Source organism: Citrobacter sp. Cm038, from assembly GCF_030333105.1.
GTDB lineage: Bacteria > Pseudomonadota > Gammaproteobacteria > Enterobacterales > Enterobacteriaceae > Citrobacter > Citrobacter murliniae.
The window spans coordinates 591,855-608,300 of the sequence record NZ_JAOWGO010000022.1; the positions used below are offsets into that span (position 1 = coordinate 591,855).

21 protein-coding genes are annotated in these 16,446 nt (G+C 51.3%); 12 read left to right on the plus strand and 9 right to left on the minus strand.

Annotated elements, in window-relative coordinates; genetic code table 11:
• Positions 1-14 precede the first annotated feature (14 nt).
• From lptB to OGY01_RS14145, 6 genes are read right to left on the minus strand one after another with little or no spacing between them, the layout of a single operon-like run.
• Positions 15-740: an LPS export ABC transporter ATP-binding protein gene (gene lptB, locus OGY01_RS14120; RefSeq protein WP_040234138.1), complete on the minus strand. Its 726-nt coding sequence runs from the start codon at positions 738-740 to the stop codon at positions 15-17.
• A 6-nt stretch (positions 741-746) separates the two neighbouring features.
• Complete coding sequence (lptA, locus tag OGY01_RS14125; protein WP_045448086.1) at positions 747-1,301, minus strand: lipopolysaccharide ABC transporter substrate-binding protein LptA; 555 nt, start codon at positions 1,299-1,301, stop codon at positions 747-749.
• On the minus strand, positions 1,270-1,845 hold the full coding sequence (lptC, locus tag OGY01_RS14130) for an LPS export ABC transporter periplasmic protein LptC (RefSeq protein ID WP_045448083.1): 576 nt from the start codon (positions 1,843-1,845) through the stop codon (positions 1,270-1,272). Before lptC ends, lptA begins: the two co-directional genes overlap by 32 nt.
• Positions 1,842-2,408, minus strand: a complete 567-nt coding sequence (gene kdsC / locus OGY01_RS14135) for a 3-deoxy-manno-octulosonate-8-phosphatase KdsC (protein WP_045448081.1) — start codon at positions 2,406-2,408, stop codon at positions 1,842-1,844. The genes lptC and kdsC overlap by 4 nt, the downstream gene beginning before the upstream one ends.
• Positions 2,409-2,427: 19 nt before the next feature.
• Positions 2,428-3,414 carry an arabinose-5-phosphate isomerase KdsD gene (gene kdsD / locus OGY01_RS14140; RefSeq protein ID WP_286493260.1) on the minus strand — a complete coding sequence of 329 codons (987 nt, stop codon included), beginning with the start codon at positions 3,412-3,414 and terminating at the stop codon, positions 2,428-2,430.
• 13 nt (positions 3,415-3,427) lie between these two features.
• Complete coding sequence (locus OGY01_RS14145; protein ID WP_045448076.1) at positions 3,428-4,405, minus strand: calcium/sodium antiporter; 978 nt, start codon at positions 4,403-4,405, stop codon at positions 3,428-3,430.
• Between the two features lie 214 nt (positions 4,406-4,619).
• On the opposite strand from OGY01_RS14145, the gene mlaF reads away from it, so the two are divergent.
• The 7 genes from mlaF to murA all read left to right on the plus strand — a co-directional run bounded on the left by mlaF (position 4,620) and on the right by murA (position 9,501).
• Positions 4,620-5,432 carry a phospholipid ABC transporter ATP-binding protein MlaF gene (mlaF, locus tag OGY01_RS14150; RefSeq protein WP_045448073.1) on the plus strand — a complete coding sequence of 271 codons (813 nt, stop codon included), beginning with the start codon at positions 4,620-4,622 and terminating at the stop codon, positions 5,430-5,432.
• 7 nt (positions 5,433-5,439) lie between these two features.
• The gene (gene mlaE, locus OGY01_RS14155; protein WP_045448070.1) at positions 5,440-6,222 is read left to right on the plus strand and encodes a lipid asymmetry maintenance ABC transporter permease subunit MlaE; all 783 of its coding nucleotides are present in this window, start codon (positions 5,440-5,442) and stop codon (positions 6,220-6,222) included.
• A gap of 4 nt (positions 6,223-6,226) precedes the next feature.
• Positions 6,227-6,784, plus strand: coding sequence for an outer membrane lipid asymmetry maintenance protein MlaD (gene mlaD, locus OGY01_RS14160; RefSeq protein ID WP_045449803.1), 558 nt, complete (start codon positions 6,227-6,229; stop codon positions 6,782-6,784).
• Between the two features lie 18 nt (positions 6,785-6,802).
• Complete coding sequence (mlaC, locus tag OGY01_RS14165; RefSeq protein WP_045448067.1) at positions 6,803-7,438, plus strand: phospholipid-binding protein MlaC; 636 nt, start codon at positions 6,803-6,805, stop codon at positions 7,436-7,438.
• Positions 7,438-7,734, plus strand: a complete 297-nt coding sequence (mlaB, locus tag OGY01_RS14170) for a lipid asymmetry maintenance protein MlaB (protein ID WP_045448064.1) — start codon at positions 7,438-7,440, stop codon at positions 7,732-7,734. Before mlaC ends, mlaB begins: the two co-directional genes overlap by 1 nt.
• Positions 7,735-7,933: 199 nt before the next feature.
• On the plus strand, positions 7,934-8,188 hold the full coding sequence (gene ibaG / locus OGY01_RS14175) for a BolA family iron metabolism protein IbaG (protein ID WP_003025040.1): 255 nt from the start codon (positions 7,934-7,936) through the stop codon (positions 8,186-8,188).
• A gap of 53 nt (positions 8,189-8,241) precedes the next feature.
• The gene (gene murA / locus OGY01_RS14180; protein ID WP_045448061.1) at positions 8,242-9,501 is read left to right on the plus strand and encodes a UDP-N-acetylglucosamine 1-carboxyvinyltransferase; all 1,260 of its coding nucleotides are present in this window, start codon (positions 8,242-8,244) and stop codon (positions 9,499-9,501) included.
• A 53-nt stretch (positions 9,502-9,554) separates the two neighbouring features.
• Here the strand turns inward: murA and sfsB are convergent, their stop codons facing one another.
• Complete coding sequence (sfsB, locus tag OGY01_RS14185) at positions 9,555-9,839, minus strand: DNA-binding transcriptional regulator SfsB (protein ID WP_045448058.1); 285 nt, start codon at positions 9,837-9,839, stop codon at positions 9,555-9,557.
• A gap of 231 nt (positions 9,840-10,070) precedes the next feature.
• Positions 10,071-11,042: an octaprenyl diphosphate synthase gene (gene ispB, locus OGY01_RS14190; protein WP_045448055.1), complete on the minus strand. Its 972-nt coding sequence runs from the start codon at positions 11,040-11,042 to the stop codon at positions 10,071-10,073.
• A 258-nt stretch (positions 11,043-11,300) separates the two neighbouring features.
• On the opposite strand from ispB, the gene rplU reads away from it, so the two are divergent.
• The 4 genes from rplU (at position 11,301) to cgtA (ending at position 14,169) form a co-directional block, all read left to right on the plus strand.
• Complete coding sequence (rplU, locus tag OGY01_RS14195) at positions 11,301-11,612, plus strand: 50S ribosomal protein L21 (protein ID WP_003025032.1); 312 nt, start codon at positions 11,301-11,303, stop codon at positions 11,610-11,612.
• Positions 11,613-11,631: 19 nt separating this feature from the next.
• A complete protein-coding gene (gene rpmA, locus OGY01_RS14200; RefSeq protein ID WP_003025030.1) occupies positions 11,632-11,889 on the plus strand; it encodes a 50S ribosomal protein L27 in 258 nt (85 codons plus the stop codon).
• Between the two features lie 126 nt (positions 11,890-12,015).
• On the plus strand, positions 12,016-12,981 hold the full coding sequence (locus OGY01_RS14205) for a DMT family transporter (protein ID WP_045448053.1): 966 nt from the start codon (positions 12,016-12,018) through the stop codon (positions 12,979-12,981).
• Between the two features lie 15 nt (positions 12,982-12,996).
• Positions 12,997-14,169, plus strand: coding sequence for an Obg family GTPase CgtA (gene cgtA / locus OGY01_RS14210; RefSeq protein WP_045448051.1), 1,173 nt, complete (start codon positions 12,997-12,999; stop codon positions 14,167-14,169).
• A gap of 98 nt (positions 14,170-14,267) precedes the next feature.
• Here the strand turns inward: cgtA and dacB are convergent, their stop codons facing one another.
• Positions 14,268-15,704 carry a serine-type D-Ala-D-Ala carboxypeptidase gene (gene dacB, locus OGY01_RS14215; protein WP_045448049.1) on the minus strand — a complete coding sequence of 479 codons (1,437 nt, stop codon included), beginning with the start codon at positions 15,702-15,704 and terminating at the stop codon, positions 14,268-14,270.
• Between the two features lie 248 nt (positions 15,705-15,952).
• Between dacB and greA the strand changes: the two genes are divergently transcribed.
• Entirely contained in the window at positions 15,953-16,429 is a 477-nt protein-coding gene (gene greA, locus OGY01_RS14220) for a transcription elongation factor GreA (RefSeq protein ID WP_045448047.1), read from the plus strand.
• Positions 16,430-16,446: the final 17 nt, after the last annotated feature.

Genomic DNA, 16,446 nt, shown 5'->3' on the forward strand with positions numbered 1-16,446 from the left:
AGTCTTCTACCCTATCAGAGTCTGAAGTCTTCCCCAAGGTATACGCGCTTAACGTGTTCGTCTTGCAGTATTTCGGTAGGCGTACCGTGTGCGATCAGATGCCCCTGGCTCACAATGTAGGCTCGCTCACAGACCGCCAGCGTTTCGCGAACGTTATGGTCGGTAATCAGCACGCCCAGTCCGCTATCTCGCAGGTGTTCAATGATGCGTTTGATATCAATAACGGAAATCGGGTCAACGCCGGCAAAGGGTTCATCCAGCAGGATAAATTTCGGATTTGCAGCCAGCGCACGGGCGATTTCCACACGGCGCCGTTCACCGCCGGACAGCGATTGCCCCAGGCTGTCGCGCAGATGTTCGATATGGAATTCTTCCATCAGTTCGTTGGCGCGATCTTCACGTTGTTCACTGGAAAGATCGTCACGAATTTGCAGCACTGCCATCAGGTTATCAAATACGCTCAGGCGACGAAAAATAGAGGCTTCCTGCGGTAAGTAGCCGATGCCGCGACGTGCGCGCGCATGCAGCGGCAGCAGGCTGATGTCTTCATCATCAATGATGATGTTGCCAGCATCGCGCGGCACAATGCCGACAACCATGTAAAAGGTCGTTGTTTTACCCGCACCGTTAGGGCCGAGCAGACCGACGATCTCCCCGGAGTTGACGGTCAAACTGACATCTTCCACTACGCGGCGGCCTTTGTAGGCTTTTGCAAGATTCTTTGCAGTTAATGTTGCCATAACGAATCAGTTACCTTTTTTCTCTGCCGGAGCCTTGGTTTTGCCTTTATCCTGCAGTTGTGACGGCACCAGTACAGTGGTGACGCGTTTGCCTTTATCGCTGAAGGCCTGCATTTTCTGCTCTTTAACCAGATAGGTTATTTTGTCGCCGGAGATATTGCTGTCTACCTGCTCCAGATAAGCTTTGCCTGTCAGCACGACGAAATCTTTTGCCAGTTCATAGTGCATTTGTGACGCGTGGCCGTTAACGGGTTTACCGTTATCCTGCATCTGGTAAAACGTTGCCGGGTTACCATAACCATCGATCACTTCTTTACCGTCTTCACCGCCGGGGCGGGTCACGACGACTTTATCGGCATTAATTTTGATGGTGCCCTGGGTCACGACCACATTACCGGTAAACGTTACCACGTTGCCCTGCATATCCAGGGATTGTTGATCCGATTCAATGTGGATCGGTTGCTCGGTATCGCCGGTTACGGCAAATGCCGGAATGCTGGCGGCCAGAAGTGAGCTGGCAAGCACAAGGTTAAGGCTGAGTTTGTTTGTTTTGAATTTCATATGAGGTTCTAACCTTTTCAATCAGCTCGGCGTTCTTGCTGCGTAAGTTGCCGCGCATCTTCAGTCCGCTGGAGTTAAATGTTGTTCCGTACAACGTAACCAGATCATCCGAAGTAACATCTTGCGTCACCAGGTTAATCTGCGCGTTATCGGTAGTAATTCTGCGTAGTTGAGAGTCAGGAACCAGCGCGTTGACTTCAACGTGGCCATACAGATAGAGCATACGATCATTGGTTAATTTGGCTTTATCGGCCTTGATTGACCAGGTCGGTACTTTATCCTTATCAAATGTGGTTAATACTGGTTGAGTAAACCACGAAACAGCCTGATCTGAATAATATTCAACGTGTTGAGCGATCAAGCGATAGCTTAGTGCTCCTTCCGGGCTATATACAACGGTATCGGTATGTTCGCTCTTATAGGTTGGCTCATTGCTATTCACCACTACTTCAGTGGTGTCGTCTTTGTCTGCCAGGTTAATACCAATCAGCACAAGGATAGCCAGCGACAGTAGAATGATAACCCAACGTCTGGTTTTGCTCATATCGATTGCCCTTTGGCCTCATCCAGTTTGCCCTGCGCCAGGAGTAATAAATCGCAGACTTCACGTACAGCGCCGCGCCCCCCGTCGATGTGGGTGACATAGTCGGCACGCGGGATCAGCAAAGGATGTGCATCCGCTACCGCTACGCTTAATCCCACTTTTTCCATCACCGGCCAGTCGATCAGATCGTCGCCAACGTACGCTACATTTTCAGGTGCAATCGCCAGTTTCTTGAGTAGGTCGTCAAAGGCGACCAGTTTGTCAGATTGCCCCTGGTAGAGATGAGCGATCCCCAGAGTGGCACAACGATCTTCTACAAGTTTAGCCTTTCGTCCGGTAATAATGGCAACCTCAATACCTGAAGTGAGCGCACAACGAATTCCGTAGCCATCACGAACGTTAAATGCTTTCAGCTCTTCGCCATTGTTGCCCATATAAATCAGACCGTCAGACAGAACGCCATCCACGTCAAGGATGAGCAGACGAATATTTTCTGCCCTGGTGATGACTTCAGTGCTGACGGGTCCATAACAGGTCGCAAGCGACGCACCTGCTTTACTCATTTCTTTTATCCTTGAATTTCTACACTACGCCTGCACGCAGCAGATCATGCATATGTAACACACCGAGTAACTGGTCGCCATCAGCAACCATTACCGAAGTGATATGGCGGGACTGCATTAAGTTCAGGGCATCAACGGCAAGAATGCCTGGACGCACACGAATGCCTCCAGGTGTCATGACATCAGCAATGCCTAACTGGCGTACATCGACACCCATATCAAAAACACGGCGTAAGTCGCCATCCGTGAAGATGCCGTCAATCTTCATTTTGTCATCGCAGATGACGGTCATACCGAGATTCTTACGAGTGATCTCAAGTAGGGCATCACGCAGGCTGGCGCGCTTGTTCACATGCGGGATCTCGTCGCCCGTATGCATAATATCGTTAACGCGTAATAAAAGCTTACGACCCAATGCGCCACCCGGGTGAGATAACGCAAAATCTTCTGCGGTAAAGCCGCGAGCTTTTAATAATGCAACAGCAAGTGCATCACCCATCACCAGCGACGCGGTTGTACTACTGGTCGGTGCCAGACCTAACGGGCAGGCCTCCTTAGGCACTTTAACACATAGATGCACATCTGCTGCACGTGCCATGCTGCTTTCCGGACGACCGGTCATGCAGATAAGCGGCACGTGAAGGCGTTTTAGAACCGGGATTAACGCTGCAATCTCATTTGATTCGCCAGAGTTAGAAATGGCGATCACGACGTCTTGCGGCGATACCATACCCAGATCGCCATGCGCGGCTTCGCCAGGATGTACGAAAAATGACGGGGTGCCAGTGCTGGCAAAAGTGGCGGCCATTTTCCGCCCGATATGCCCGGATTTTCCCATCCCCATGACCACAACTTTGCCCGGGCAACTGAATATTTTTTCACATGCGAGGGTAAAATTCTGGTTGATATACTGATCAAGCTCCGCCAGGCCTTCACGTTCAATTGCCAGGACTTCCTTACCTGCTTGCTGAAAGTCAAAACCCGGTTGCAACTCTAAGTGCGACATAATGCGTTTCCAGTTATCCAACGAGAAGTGGCGATAACCAATACAGCATCGCCAGCCATATGATAAAACCGCCAGTCAATAGCGCACCAGCGCCTCGACTTATCTGGCGCGGACGTCGCCAGCAGAGTAATGCAAAAATAACGCTCACCAGCAACATGACGCTATAATCACGGCTGAAGGCCATCGGATTGACCTCGCCCGGTGTGATCAGTGCGGGCAGTCCGAGGACGATTACAATATTAAAAATGTTCGCGCCGATGATATTGCCGACGGCGATATCGTTTTCACCCTTGCGCAGACCTGCGATTGCCGTTGCCAGTTCAGGCAGGCTGGTGCCAATGGCCACCACCGTCAAACCGATAGTGAGTTCGCTCATGGCAAAGTAATTCGCCAGCACAGTGGCGTTATCCACCACCATACGTGTTGCCATCGGCATAATAATCAGCGCAATACCCAACCATAAAAATGCGACGGGCAGTCCGCCTTCGCGAGGCAGCTCCGCCACTTGCTCCCGGGTAAGGCTGTCATTTCCTTGCCGCTCTGCCAGACGCGCGATTTTAACAATGAATAGCAGCCATAGCACGGCAAGAAGCAGCAGAAAAAAACCATCGCTGCGACTTAGTTGCCCGTCATACAGTACGGATGCAGCGAGTATGCTCACCAGCAACATTAGCGGTAATTCCCGACGCAGAACATCAGAATGCACGGTAAAAGGGTGAATCAGTGCTGACAGGCCTAAAATGAGAAGAATGTTGGTGATGTTGGAGCCGATAGCTGTACCGACGGCTAAGTCGAGCTGCCCATTCATCGATGCGGCAACGGAGACAATAATCTCAGGTAATGATGTACCAATGCTGACGACTGTCATCCCAATGATGATCGGGGGAATGCCAAACGTTCGGCATAAAATGGATGCGGCAAACACCATACGGTCGGCACCGTAGACCACCAGAAGTAAACCAATTATTAACAGCGCCGTCGCTAAAAGCATCTAAAGTCCTTTCTTCAGGTATACTCGCCGGTCCACTGAAGGATCTTCTGGAAGCCGTGACGAATTCTTAATTTTGACTTTATGCGGCTAAAAAGTAAAACAAATGCCAGCTTTCGCTAACCAGGGTGGGTAATAATCTGTAAATATGTTGGGTTCAGGGCTAAATTGAGCGCCAAACTCTTCGAACAACGAGGCAATAGTAAAGGATGAATCAATGGGTCAGTCTGTGGCGAATCTAGTCGATATGCGCGATGTCAGCTTTTCCCGAGGCGATCGCTGCATTTTTGATAATATTTCCCTGACGGTGCCGCGCGGAAAGGTAACGGCGATCATGGGGCCATCAGGCATCGGTAAAACAACGCTGTTGCGTTTGATTGGCGGACAGATCCCCCCGGATAACGGCGAGATACTTTTTGATGGCGAGAACGTCCCTGCTATGTCTCGTTCGCGTTTGTACACCGTGCGTAAGCGTATGAGCATGCTGTTTCAGTCAGGTGCGTTGTTTACCGACATGAATGTGTTTGATAACGTCGCCTATCCCCTGCGTGAGCATACAACGTTACCCGCGCCGTTGCTGAGAAGCACGGTGATGATGAAACTGGAGGCTGTCGGCCTGCGCGGTGCGGCAAAATTAATGCCTTCTGAATTATCTGGTGGGATGGCGCGGCGTGCGGCATTAGCACGCGCTATCGCGCTGGAGCCAGACCTCATCATGTTTGATGAACCGTTTGTCGGTCAGGATCCCATTACCATGGGCGTGTTGGTGAAGCTGATTTCAGAGCTGAACAGCGTACTGGGCGTTACCTGTGTAGTGGTGTCTCATGATGTGCCAGAGGTACTGAGTATTGCGGATTACGCCTATATTATGGCGGACAAAAAAATAGTGGCCTACGGTAGTGCTCAGGCACTACAAGAAAATGCCGATCCGCGGGTGCGCCAGTTCCTTGACGGTATTGCCGATGGGCCGGTTCCATTCCGCTACCCGGCGGGCGATTACCACACTGATTTACTCAAAACAGGGAGTTAAGCCACCCATGCTGTTAAATGCGCTGGCATCACTCGGGCATCGAGGGATAAAAACCCTCCGGACGTTCGGGCGCGCCGGATTAATGTTGTTCAATGCGGTAGTCGGCAAGCCGGAGTTTCGCAAACATGCGCCGCTGCTGATCCGTCAGCTCTATAATGTCGGCGTCTTATCGATGCTTATCATTATCGTTTCTGGCGTGTTCATCGGTATGGTGCTGGGGTTGCAGGGATATCTGGTACTGACGACTTACAGCGCGGAAACCAGCCTTGGTATGCTCGTGGCGCTTTCATTGCTGCGCGAGCTGGGGCCGGTCGTTGCGGCGTTGCTTTTCGCCGGACGAGCTGGCTCTGCCTTAACCGCAGAAATCGGCCTGATGCGGGCGACCGAGCAGCTTTCCAGTATGGAAATGATGGCGGTCGATCCACTGCGCCGCGTGATCTCTCCGCGTTTTTGGGCCGGAGTCATTTCGCTGCCGCTGCTGACGATTATTTTTGTCGCAGTGGGTATCTGGGGCGGCTCACTGGTTGGCGTAAGCTGGAAGGGGATTGACGCAGGCTTTTTCTGGTCTGCGATGCAGAATGCCGTCGACTGGCGTCTGGATCTGGTCAACTGTTTGATTAAGAGCGTGGTGTTCGCCATTACGGTCACATGGATTGCATTGTTCAATGGTTATGATGCTATTCCGACCTCTGCCGGCATTAGCCGGGCAACGACACGCACCGTTGTGCACGCATCTCTTGCCGTTTTGGGGCTGGATTTTGTGCTGACCGCATTGATGTTTGGGAATTGAGTTCATGCAAACGAAAAAAAATGAGATTTGGGTCGGGTTATTCCTGCTGGTTGCGCTGCTGGCGGCGTTGTTTGTTTGTCTGAAAGCAGCCAATGTCACCTCCATGCGTACCGAGCCGACTTACACGATTTATGCGACCTTTGATAATATCGGCGGCTTGAGAGAGCGTTCTCCGGTACGGATTGGCGGGGTAGTGGTTGGGCGCGTTGCAGACATTTCGTTAGATCCGAAAACGTACCTGCCACGTGTAACGCTGGAAATTGAAGAGCGCTTTAACCATATTCCCGATACCAGTTCACTGAGTATCCGTACCTCCGGCCTGTTAGGCGAGCAGTATCTGGCCCTGAACGTTGGTTTTGAAGATCCTGAGCTGGGAACGTCTATCCTGAAAGATGGCGGTACGATTCAGGACACCAAATCCGCGATGGTGCTGGAAGATATGATTGGTCAGTTCCTTTACAACAGCAACAGTAAAGGTGATGACAATAAGAATTCTGGCGATGCGTCATCTGCGGCAGAAGGCAATAATGAAGCCACTACGCCTGCGGGCGCAACGAAGTAATCTCAGGAGAATCGACGTATGTTTAAACGATTGATGATGGTGGCTATGCTGGTTATTGCCCCACTTAGCGCCGCAAATGCAGCGGATCAGACTAATCCTTACAAACAGATGAATGAGGCGGCGCAGAAAACTTTTGACCGTCTGAAAAACGAGCAACCAAAAATTCGTTCTAATCCGGAATACTTGCGCGTTATCGTCGATCAGGAACTGCTGCCGTACGTTCAGGTAAAATATGCCGGAGCACTGGTACTGGGCCGTTATTACAAAGATGCTACGCCAGCGCAGCGTGACGCGTATTTCACTGCATTTCGTGAGTACCTGAAGCAAGCCTATGGCCAGGCGCTGGCAATGTATCACGGCCAGACCTATCAGATCGCCCCGGAACAACCACTGGGCGATGCGACCATCGTGCCGATCCGCGTGACCATCAACGATCCAAATGGCCGCCCTCCTGTGCGCCTGGATTTCCAGTGGCGTAAAAATTCCCAGACCGGTAACTGGCAGGCATATGACATGATCGCCGAAGGCGTCAGCATGATCACCACGAAACAGAATGAGTGGAGTGACCTGTTGCGTACCAAAGGTATCGATGGCCTGACGGCGCAGCTGAAATCTATTTCTCAGCAGAAAATCACTCTGGAAGAGAAAAAATAATGACGCAGTCACTCACCTGGGCGCGTGAAGGTGACAAGCTGGTACTCGTGGGAGAACTGGATCAGGACGTGCTAAATCCGCTCTGGGATGCGCGCGTTGAAGCGATGAAAGGGGTAACCTGCATTGACCTGAGCCAGGTTTCCCGGGTTGATACCGGTGGACTGGCATTATTGCTACACCTGATTGACCAGGGCAAGCAGCAGGGAAATAGCGTTTCGCTCAGCGGTGTTAACGAAAAGGTTTACACACTGGCGCAGCTTTACAATCTGCCCGACGATGTCCTTCCCCGCCTGTAATCAATGCCGGATGGTGGCGTAAGCGCCTATCCGGCCTACATATTCACGTTGATCCTGTAGGCCTGATAAGACCCGTTAGCGTCGCCATGCGGTAATTTTGCGGTCATGATCCACCAGCCAGGCCTTTTGCTTATTTATGACAGCGCAACTTTGCTCTAAGATGTTGGGCTGTTTTCACTATCTGACGAATGAAGATCCCATGGAAAATAATGAAATTCAGAGCGTGCTGATGAATGCACTCTCCCTCCAGGAAGTCCACGTTTCTGGCGATGGCAGTCACTTTCAGGTTATTGCCGTGGGTGAGATGTTTGAAGGCATGAGCCGGGTCAAGAAGCAGCAATCAGTCTATGGCCCGCTGATGGAATACATTGCGGATAACCGCATTCATGCTGTGTCGATCAAAGCATTTACCCCAGCGGAATGGGCGCGCGATCGCAAACTTAACGGTTTTTGAGCTACGGGTGCTGCACCGGTAGCGAATATGAATTCTTAACAGAGAACAGAATAATGGATAAATTCCGTGTTCAGGGGCCAACTAAGCTCCAGGGCGAAGTCACCATTTCAGGCGCTAAAAACGCTGCACTGCCGATCCTGTTTGCGGCGTTGCTGGCAGAAGAACCTGTAGAGATCCAAAACGTCCCAAAACTGAAAGACGTTGACACCTCAATGAAGTTGCTGAGCCAGTTGGGTGCGAAAGTTGAACGCAATGGTTCCGTGCACATTGATGCTCGTGACGTAAACGTCTTCTGCGCGCCATATGACCTGGTTAAAACTATGCGTGCGTCCATCTGGGCGTTGGGGCCGCTGGTAGCCCGCTTTGGTCAGGGCCAGGTTTCACTGCCGGGTGGCTGTACTATTGGTGCGCGTCCGGTTGATCTGCACATTACTGGCCTTGAGCAATTGGGTGCAACCATCAAGCTGGAAGAGGGTTATGTGAAAGCGTCCGTTGATGGTCGTCTGAAAGGCGCGCACATCGTGATGGACAAAGTTAGCGTCGGTGCGACGGTAACCATCATGTGTGCGGCAACGCTTGCAGAAGGTACCACCATCATCGAAAACGCCGCACGCGAACCGGAAATTGTGGATACCGCTAATTTCCTGATTGCACTGGGCGCGAAGGTAAGTGGTCAGGGTACCGATCGTATTACCATTGAGGGTGTTGAACGCCTTGGTGGCGGCGTGTATCGCGTTCTACCTGACCGTATTGAAACCGGGACCTTCCTGGTTGCAGCGGCGATTTCTCGTGGCAAAATTATCTGCCGTAACGCTCAGCCGGACACGCTAGATGCTGTTCTGGCTAAGCTGCGTGATGCGGGCGCCGATATTGAAGTTGGTGCAGACTGGATTAGTCTCGACATGCACGGTAAGCGTCCGAAAGCGGTTAACGTGCGTACTGCGCCGCATCCGGCGTTCCCTACCGATATGCAGGCTCAGTTCACGCTGTTGAACCTGGTTGCGGAAGGGACTGGCTTCATCACGGAAACGGTGTTTGAAAACCGCTTTATGCACGTGCCGGAGCTGAGCCGTATGGGCGCTCACGCGGAAATCGAAAGCAATACCGTTATTTGCCACGGCGTTGAAACACTCTCTGGTGCGCAAGTTATGGCAACAGATTTACGTGCGTCAGCAAGTCTGGTACTGGCTGGATGTATTGCAGAAGGTACGACGGTTGTCGATCGTATTTATCACATCGATCGCGGCTATGAGCGCATCGAAGATAAACTGCGTGCGCTGGGCGCAAACATTGAGCGTGTGAAAGGCGAGTAATCGTTAACGCTTCTTGTCCCCCCATATCTTTGATATGGAGGGGACTGCCCGACTCACTCGAGACTCTTTTTCTCTTTGCGGGTTCTCATCATGCGCGTTCTGTCGATGAATTCATGTGTCTTTGCATCGTGATAACGCGATGGCCAAATAACCCAGGGATCCGTTCCTAGTGCGTTCGCAATAATCACTTCTCCTTTTGGCCATGGTCGTGTTAACGCATTCGCCAGTGTCGATGAGCTTAATCCGTTTTTTCGCGACTCTGCTGCCATTGACGTTCCTTTTTTGCGTAGCCCTGCGATGATGTCTGCCGGATGCCAGTCAATGAGTTTGCTTTCCATAAATCCATCACTCCTTTGGTTAACCACTTACGCTGTCACAATAATCCTGTCTAAACACTATACGCTCAGAGAATGAACGCTCTAAAATGTTCGTGTAATGTTTGAGAATATTCAGAATATGCCAGGAGTTGCTAGCGTTGGTTCTGTCAGAGGGATAGTGCAAAAGGTGTTTATTGGAACTTATAGGATTATCCCGTGCGTGGCACGGGATAATGTATGATTCAGGGGGGATTAACGGTCGCGCTGAACCGCGATATGTGCCAGGCCGATCAGGGCTTCTCTCCACGGCGTATCAGGAAGAACCTGAAGTGCGGCAATGGCCTTATCGGCTTCTTCTTCTGCACGCTGGCGAGTCCACTCCAGTGAACCGCAGGCATTCATAGCTTCAAGAACTGGCTCCAGAAGGTGACGACCATTCCCTTGCTCAATAGCCTGGCGAATCATCAGCGCCTGTTCTGGAGTACCATGACGCATGGCATGTAGCAGCGGAAGTGTAGGTTTACCCTCATTGAGGTCATCGCCGACGTTTTTACCCAACTGTTCGCCATCTGCGCTGTAATCCAGTAAATCGTCAATTAGCTGGAAAGCGGTGCCGAGATAGCGGCCATAATCCTGCAACCCTTTTTCCTGCTCAGCGCTACAACCAGCCAGAATGCCAGAACATTGGGCCGCTGCTTCAAACAGACGCGCAGTCTTGCTGTAGATAACGCGCATATAGTTTTCTTCGGTAATGTCCGGGTCGTTTACGTTCATCAACTGCAGAACTTCACCTTCGGCAATGACGTTTACCGCTTTCGACATAACCTCCAACACCTTCAGTGAACCGAGGCTGGTCATCATTTGAAAGGCGCGAGTATAGATAAAATCGCCGACCAGCACGCTGGCCGCATTACCAAATGCGGCATTCGCCGTTGCTTTGCCTCGGCGCATATCGGATTCATCCACAACATCGTCATGAAGCAGAGTCGCGGTGTGGATAAACTCGATTAGGGCCGCGATCGTAACGTGTGCATTATCCTGATAGCCAACGGCGCGAGCAGCGAGTACGGCGATCATCGGGCGAATACGTTTTCCGCCACCGCTAACGATGTAGTACCCCAACTGATTGATCAACTGAACGTCGGAATTGAGCTGTTCAAGGATTGTTGCATTGACACCCGCCATATCTTGCGCGGTTAACTCATTGATTTTTTCTAAATTCATCGCAAAAGCCGGGCTTCTCGCCCCGATTACCTCACAGTATGACAAGGTAACGTCGGGTTTAGGGTTAGAAATATATGCTGATTGTACTGAAAAAACGCCACAGATAAACGTTGCCGTACGTGTTGTGTTTTTTTTCTTCATGTATTGACGGTAGCACTTGTCAAAGGCTCGCGTTTTGCGTAATATTCGCGCCCTATTGTGAATATTTATAGCGCACTCTGAATCATCAAAAAGGTGTGCGTGGAAGCGGAGTTTTTTATGTACGCGGTTTTCCAAAGTGGTGGTAAACAACACCGAGTAAGCGAAGGTCAGACCGTTCGCCTGGAAAAGCTGGACATCGCAACTGGCGAATCTGTTGAATTCGCAGAAGTTCTGATGATCGCAAACGGTGAAGAAGTCAAAATCGGCGTTCCTTTCGTTGATGGCGGCGTTATCAAAGCTGAAGTTGTTGCTCACGGTCGTGGCGAGAAAGTTAAGATTGTTAAGTTTCGTCGTCGTAAACACTATCGTAAGCAGCAGGGCCATCGTCAGTGGTTCACTGATGTGAAAATCACTGGCATCAGCGCTTAAGTTAAGGGGAGCAGGTTAAATGGCACATAAAAAGGCTGGCGGCTCGACTCGTAACGGTCGCGATTCAGAAGCTAAACGTCTGGGCGTAAAACGCTTCGGCGGCGAAACAGTTTTGGCTGGTAGCATCATCGTTCGTCAACGTGGTACTAAATTCCACGCTGGCTCTAACGTTGGTTGCGGCAAAGACCACACTCTGTTTGCTAAAGCAGACGGTAAAGTGAAATTTGAAGTGAAAGGCCCGAAAAACCGTAAATTCATCAGCATTGTTGCTGAATAAGTTTTTCGCGTCCCGGTAACGGATAAAAGCCCCGCAACACGTTGCGGGGCTTTTTACATTCGACGACCGGTAAATATGCTCGTTGTACCGTCGCAATCCGGAACGAGCCCTTGCAGGGAATACGGCATGAAGCAGCAGGCAGGTATTGGTATTCTTTTGGCACTCACGACCGCAGTCTGTTGGGGTGCTTTACCAATAGCGATGAAGCAAGTGCTGGAGGTGATGGAGCCTCCTACCGTGGTGTTCTACCGTTTTTTAATGGCAAGCATTGGCCTTGGAGCTATTCTTGCGGTTAAAAAAAAGCTTCCACCTTTGCGTATTTTTCGTAAAGCGCGTTGGCTGGTACTACTGGCTATCGCCACGGGTGGACTGTTCGGTAACTTCATTCTGTTTAGTTCTTCTTTGCAATATTTGAGCCCAACGGCTTCGCAGGTTATCGGTCAACTGTCACCGGTTGGCATGATGATCGCCAGCGTCTTTATTCTGAAAGAAAAGATGCGTGGTACGCAGGTCATTGGCGCCATTATGCTTCTGAGCGGGCTGGTGTTGTTTTTTAATACCAGTCTGATCGAAATTTTCACCAAGCTGACCGATTACACCTGGGGTGTGATTTTTGGTGTCGGCGCGGCGATGGTTTGGGTGAGCTATGGGGTTGCGCAAAAGGTGTTATTGCGTCGCCTGGCTTCACCGCAGATCCTGTTTTTACTGTACACTTTATGTACGATAGCGCTATTGCCCTTGGCTAAACCCGGTGTAATAGCGCAGCTTAGCGACTGGCAGCTTGCCTGTCTGGTGTTCTGCGGCCTGAATACGCTGGTAGGATACGGCGCCCTCGCGGAAGCGATGGCACGCTGGCAGGCGGCGCAGGTGAGCGCCATTATTACGCTCACGCCGCTGTTTACGCTGTTATTTTCAGATTTATTATCACTGGCCTGGCCCGATTTCTTCGCCAGACCGATGCTAAACCTTTTAGGTTATCTCGGTGCGTTTATCGTGGTTGCGGGCGCGATGTATTCCGCCATTGGTCATCGTATTTGGGGCGGTTTACGTAAGCATGAAACGGTGGTTTCGCAACCCCGCTCAGGCGAATGATTTACGGAGAGTAAAATGAAGTTTGTTGATGAAGCATCGATCCTGGTCGTTGCAGGTGATGGCGGTAATGGTTGCGTCAGCTTCCGCCGCGAAAAGTATATCCCGAAAGGCGGCCCGGATGGCGGCGATGGCGGTGATGGTGGTGACGTATGGCTGGAAGCCGACGAAAACCTGAACACGCTGATCGATTATCGCTTTGAAAAATCGTTCCGTGCGGAACGTGGTCAGAATGGCGCGAGCCGTGATTGCACCGGTAAGCGTGGTAAAGACGTCACCATCAAAGTCCCTGTAGGTACGCGCGTTATCGATCAGGGTACGGGCGAAACCATGGGTGACATGACCAAACACGGGCAACGTCTGATGGTCGCGAAAGGCGGCTGGCACGGCCTGGGTAACACCCGTTTTAAATCCTCGGTTAACCGTACTCCACGTCAGAAAACGATGGGTACACCGGGAGATAAGCGCGATCTAATGCTGGAGCTGATGCTGTTAGCGGATGTGGGTATGCTGGGCATGCCAAACGCCGGTAAATCGACGTTTATTCGTGCGGTATCTGCAGCGAAGCCGAAAGTCGCGGATTATCCGTTCACCACCCTGGTTCCTAGCCTGGGTGTTGTGCGTATGGACAACGAAAAGAGCTTTGTGGTTGCCGACATTCCGGGTTTGATTGAAGGGGCTGCTGAAGGCGCAGGTTTGGGGATCCGCTTCCTGAAACATCTGGAACGTTGTCGCGTGCTGCTGCACCTCATCGATATCGATCCAATTGACGGTTCAGATCCGGTAGAAAACGCCCGTATCATTATCGGTGAACTGGAAAAATACAGTCAGGATCTGGCTTCTAAGCCGCGTTGGTTAGTGTTTAACAAAATTGATTTGATGGACAAGACTGAAGCGGAAGAAAAAGCGAAAGCGATCGCGCAAGCGCTGGGTTGGGAAGGTAAATATTATCTGATCTCTGCCGCCAGTCAGTTGGGCGTGAAAGATCTTTGCTGGGATGTGATGACCTTCATCATTGAGAACCCGATTGTTCAGGCTGAAGAAGCGAAACAGCCGGAGAAAGTGGAGTTCATGTGGGACGATTATCACCGTCAGCAGCTCGCTGAAGTCGAAGACGAAGCGGAAGATGACTGGGATGACGACTGGGACGAAGACGACGAAGAAGGCGTTGAGTTCATCTACAAGCGTTAATTTTGTCATCCGATGAATAGCTAACGGGCCGCTTATGCGGCCCGTTTTTTTTCCGTAGGCTGGATAGGGCGTGAGCCGCTATCCGGCAAGAAATGTTCTTAGTTGTTCTGATAAATGTCTTTATACAGCCGACTCTCGAAGCGTACCAAAGGAATACGGCGGTTGCGCTGGTCAGCCGGCTCAACCGCATAGCCAGACAGGTATTGCACAAACGCCATCCGTTGCCCACTTGCCGTGGTAATGAACCCGGCGAGGTTATAAACCCCTTGTAAAGAGCCTGTCTTCGCAGAGACTTTGCCATCGACGCCTGCCTGATGCAGACCAGCACGGTATTGCAGAGAGCCATCATGGCCTGCCAGCGGCAGCATCGTGATAAAGTTCAGCTCATTATCATGCTGCGCAATATATTGCAGCACCTGCATCATGGTGGCGGGCGCAATCAGGTTATGACGCGACAGTCCTGAACCATCAGCAATGATGGTGTTGCCAATATCAACACCTGCTTGCTGGCGCAGGATCTGGCGTACGGCATCGGAGCCTGCACGCCAGGTTCCCGGCACATTAAATCGTGCGTGGCCAATCATACGAAAAACGGTGTCGGCAATCATGTTGTCCGATTTTTTCAGCATAATCTTAAGCAGATCGTGCAAAGGTGCTGACTGTTTGCTGGCAACAACAGTGCCAGGCTCGTTGACCAGCGTCTGGCGCAGCAGTGTGCCGCTGTAGGTTATACCTGCTTGTTTCAGCTCATCTTTGATAATGGCTCCGGCATAGCTGGCACCATCCTGAATGGCAAACGCGAGAGGCAGAGGTTCGGCGCGCTGAGGCAGACAACCAGTCAGCGTGAAGCGGTTCAGATCGCCAGGAACCACATCCAGTTCACAATATTGGGCTTCCGCAGAACCACGTGCCAGCGTGCGTACCTGACTGAACATGGTGACCGGGTAGTAAGATGCTACGCGAATAAAGGCGAGGTCGTTTGGTTTTTGTGCGCTGTAAAGCGAAACAGAGAAACAGTTACGATCGACAATTGCTGCTGCAGGCGGGGCGCTGAAACACTGCGTCATGTCGTTCCAGGGCCAGCCTGGCGCTTTATCATGGCTGGCAAAAATGGACGTATCAATAAGGACATTTCCGTCAATTTGCGTTACGCCTGCTTTTTTCAGGGTCGCCACCATATTGCGAATATCCTGGCGTTTTAGCGTCGGATCGGCACCAAATCGCGCTACTAAGTCACCCTTCAATATCCCGCCTTCCACATTGCCTTTTGTCTCAAGCGTCGTGGTAAAACGAAAGTCAGGCCCAAGCTGAATCAATGCCGCGAGGGCGGTGATAACTTTTTGGGTACTGGCGGGTAGCGCCATCTGCTGGCTATGGTAATCAATCGCGGGTGCAGGGGCCCCGACCTTCTGTACCATAAGGGCGAGGTTGGCCCCAGCAGGAAGCTGGTTGATGTACTCGTCAACATTCGCAGCCTGAACGCTGAACGCCGCTATAGTGGCAGTCAATCCAATGGTAAATCTGGAAAATCGCATAATCTCGCGCTAACAACCTGGAAACAGGCCGTCATACTACGGCGCAACGCCCCAAAAAGTAAACGATGACCCATAGGGAACTCCAGGGTAAAATGATCATCAAATAGAAAATCGTAGCTGACCTGGAGCTTTGTGCCCCGGGTCGGTATTTTTTTGCTTCTGACTCTGGCATGGCGTATGCCAGGGTGGGCTTAGCAGCCGGGGTGAAGACAAGCGCCCCCTACAGGAATGTTCAAGAGGTATAACAAATGCAAGCTATCCCTATGACCTTACGTGGTGCTGAAAAACTGCGCGAAGAGCTGGATTTTCTGAAATCTGTGCGCCGCCCTGAAATTATCGCCGCTATCGCCGATGCTCGTGAGCACGGTGATCTTAAAGAGAACGCGGAGTATCACGCGGCCCGTGAACAGCAGGGATTCTGTGAAGGGCGCATTAAAGATATCGAAGCTAAGCTGTCCAACGCGCAGGTTATCGATGTCACTAAAATGCCAAACAATGGCCGCGTCGTTTTCGGTGCAACGGTTACCGTGCTGAATCTCGATAACGACGAAGAGCAGACCTGGCGCATCGTGGGCGATGATGAAGCTGATTTTAAACAGAACCTGATTTCTGTGAATTCCCCTATCGCGCGTGGCCTGGTCGGTAAAGAGCAGGATGATGTGGTGGTTATCAAAACGCCGGGCGGTGAAGTGGAATATGAAGTGATTAAGGTAGAATACCTGTAAGAATTACCCAATACTCA

Excerpts from the sequence above, each read along its gene's own strand:
- rpmA (WP_003025030.1), top strand. The coding sequence starts at position 11,632 with ATGGCACATAAAAAGGCTGGCGGCTCGACTCGTAACGGTCGCGATTCA.
- greA (WP_045448047.1), top strand. The coding sequence starts at position 15,953 with ATGCAAGCTATCCCTATGACCTTACGTGGTGCTGAAAAACTGCGCGAA.
- cgtA (WP_045448051.1), top strand. The coding sequence starts at position 12,997 with ATGAAGTTTGTTGATGAAGCATCGATCCTGGTCGTTGCAGGTGATGGC.
- kdsC (WP_045448081.1), bottom strand. The coding sequence starts at position 2,408 with ATGAGTAAAGCAGGTGCGTCGCTTGCGACCTGTTATGGACCCGTCAGC.
- kdsD (WP_286493260.1), bottom strand. The coding sequence starts at position 3,414 with ATGTCGCACTTAGAGTTGCAACCGGGTTTTGACTTTCAGCAAGCAGGT.
- ispB (WP_045448055.1), bottom strand. The coding sequence starts at position 11,042 with ATGAATTTAGAAAAAATCAATGAGTTAACCGCGCAAGATATGGCGGGT.
- mlaB (WP_045448064.1), top strand. The coding sequence starts at position 7,438 with ATGACGCAGTCACTCACCTGGGCGCGTGAAGGTGACAAGCTGGTACTC.
- lptC (WP_045448083.1), bottom strand. The coding sequence starts at position 1,845 with ATGAGCAAAACCAGACGTTGGGTTATCATTCTACTGTCGCTGGCTATC.
- lptA (WP_045448086.1), bottom strand. The coding sequence starts at position 1,301 with ATGAAATTCAAAACAAACAAACTCAGCCTTAACCTTGTGCTTGCCAGC.
- OGY01_RS14145 (WP_045448076.1), bottom strand. The coding sequence starts at position 4,405 with ATGCTTTTAGCGACGGCGCTGTTAATAATTGGTTTACTTCTGGTGGTC.
- ibaG (WP_003025040.1), top strand. The coding sequence starts at position 7,934 with ATGGAAAATAATGAAATTCAGAGCGTGCTGATGAATGCACTCTCCCTC.
- mlaF (WP_045448073.1), top strand. The coding sequence starts at position 4,620 with ATGGGTCAGTCTGTGGCGAATCTAGTCGATATGCGCGATGTCAGCTTT.
- rplU (WP_003025032.1), top strand. The coding sequence starts at position 11,301 with ATGTACGCGGTTTTCCAAAGTGGTGGTAAACAACACCGAGTAAGCGAA.
- OGY01_RS14205 (WP_045448053.1), top strand. The coding sequence starts at position 12,016 with ATGAAGCAGCAGGCAGGTATTGGTATTCTTTTGGCACTCACGACCGCA.
- dacB (WP_045448049.1), bottom strand. The coding sequence starts at position 15,704 with ATGCGATTTTCCAGATTTACCATTGGATTGACTGCCACTATAGCGGCG.
- murA (WP_045448061.1), top strand. The coding sequence starts at position 8,242 with ATGGATAAATTCCGTGTTCAGGGGCCAACTAAGCTCCAGGGCGAAGTC.
- lptB (WP_040234138.1), bottom strand. The coding sequence starts at position 740 with ATGGCAACATTAACTGCAAAGAATCTTGCAAAAGCCTACAAAGGCCGC.
- sfsB (WP_045448058.1), bottom strand. The coding sequence starts at position 9,839 with ATGGAAAGCAAACTCATTGACTGGCATCCGGCAGACATCATCGCAGGG.
- mlaD (WP_045449803.1), top strand. The coding sequence starts at position 6,227 with ATGCAAACGAAAAAAAATGAGATTTGGGTCGGGTTATTCCTGCTGGTT.
- mlaC (WP_045448067.1), top strand. The coding sequence starts at position 6,803 with ATGTTTAAACGATTGATGATGGTGGCTATGCTGGTTATTGCCCCACTT.
- mlaE (WP_045448070.1), top strand. The coding sequence starts at position 5,440 with ATGCTGTTAAATGCGCTGGCATCACTCGGGCATCGAGGGATAAAAACC.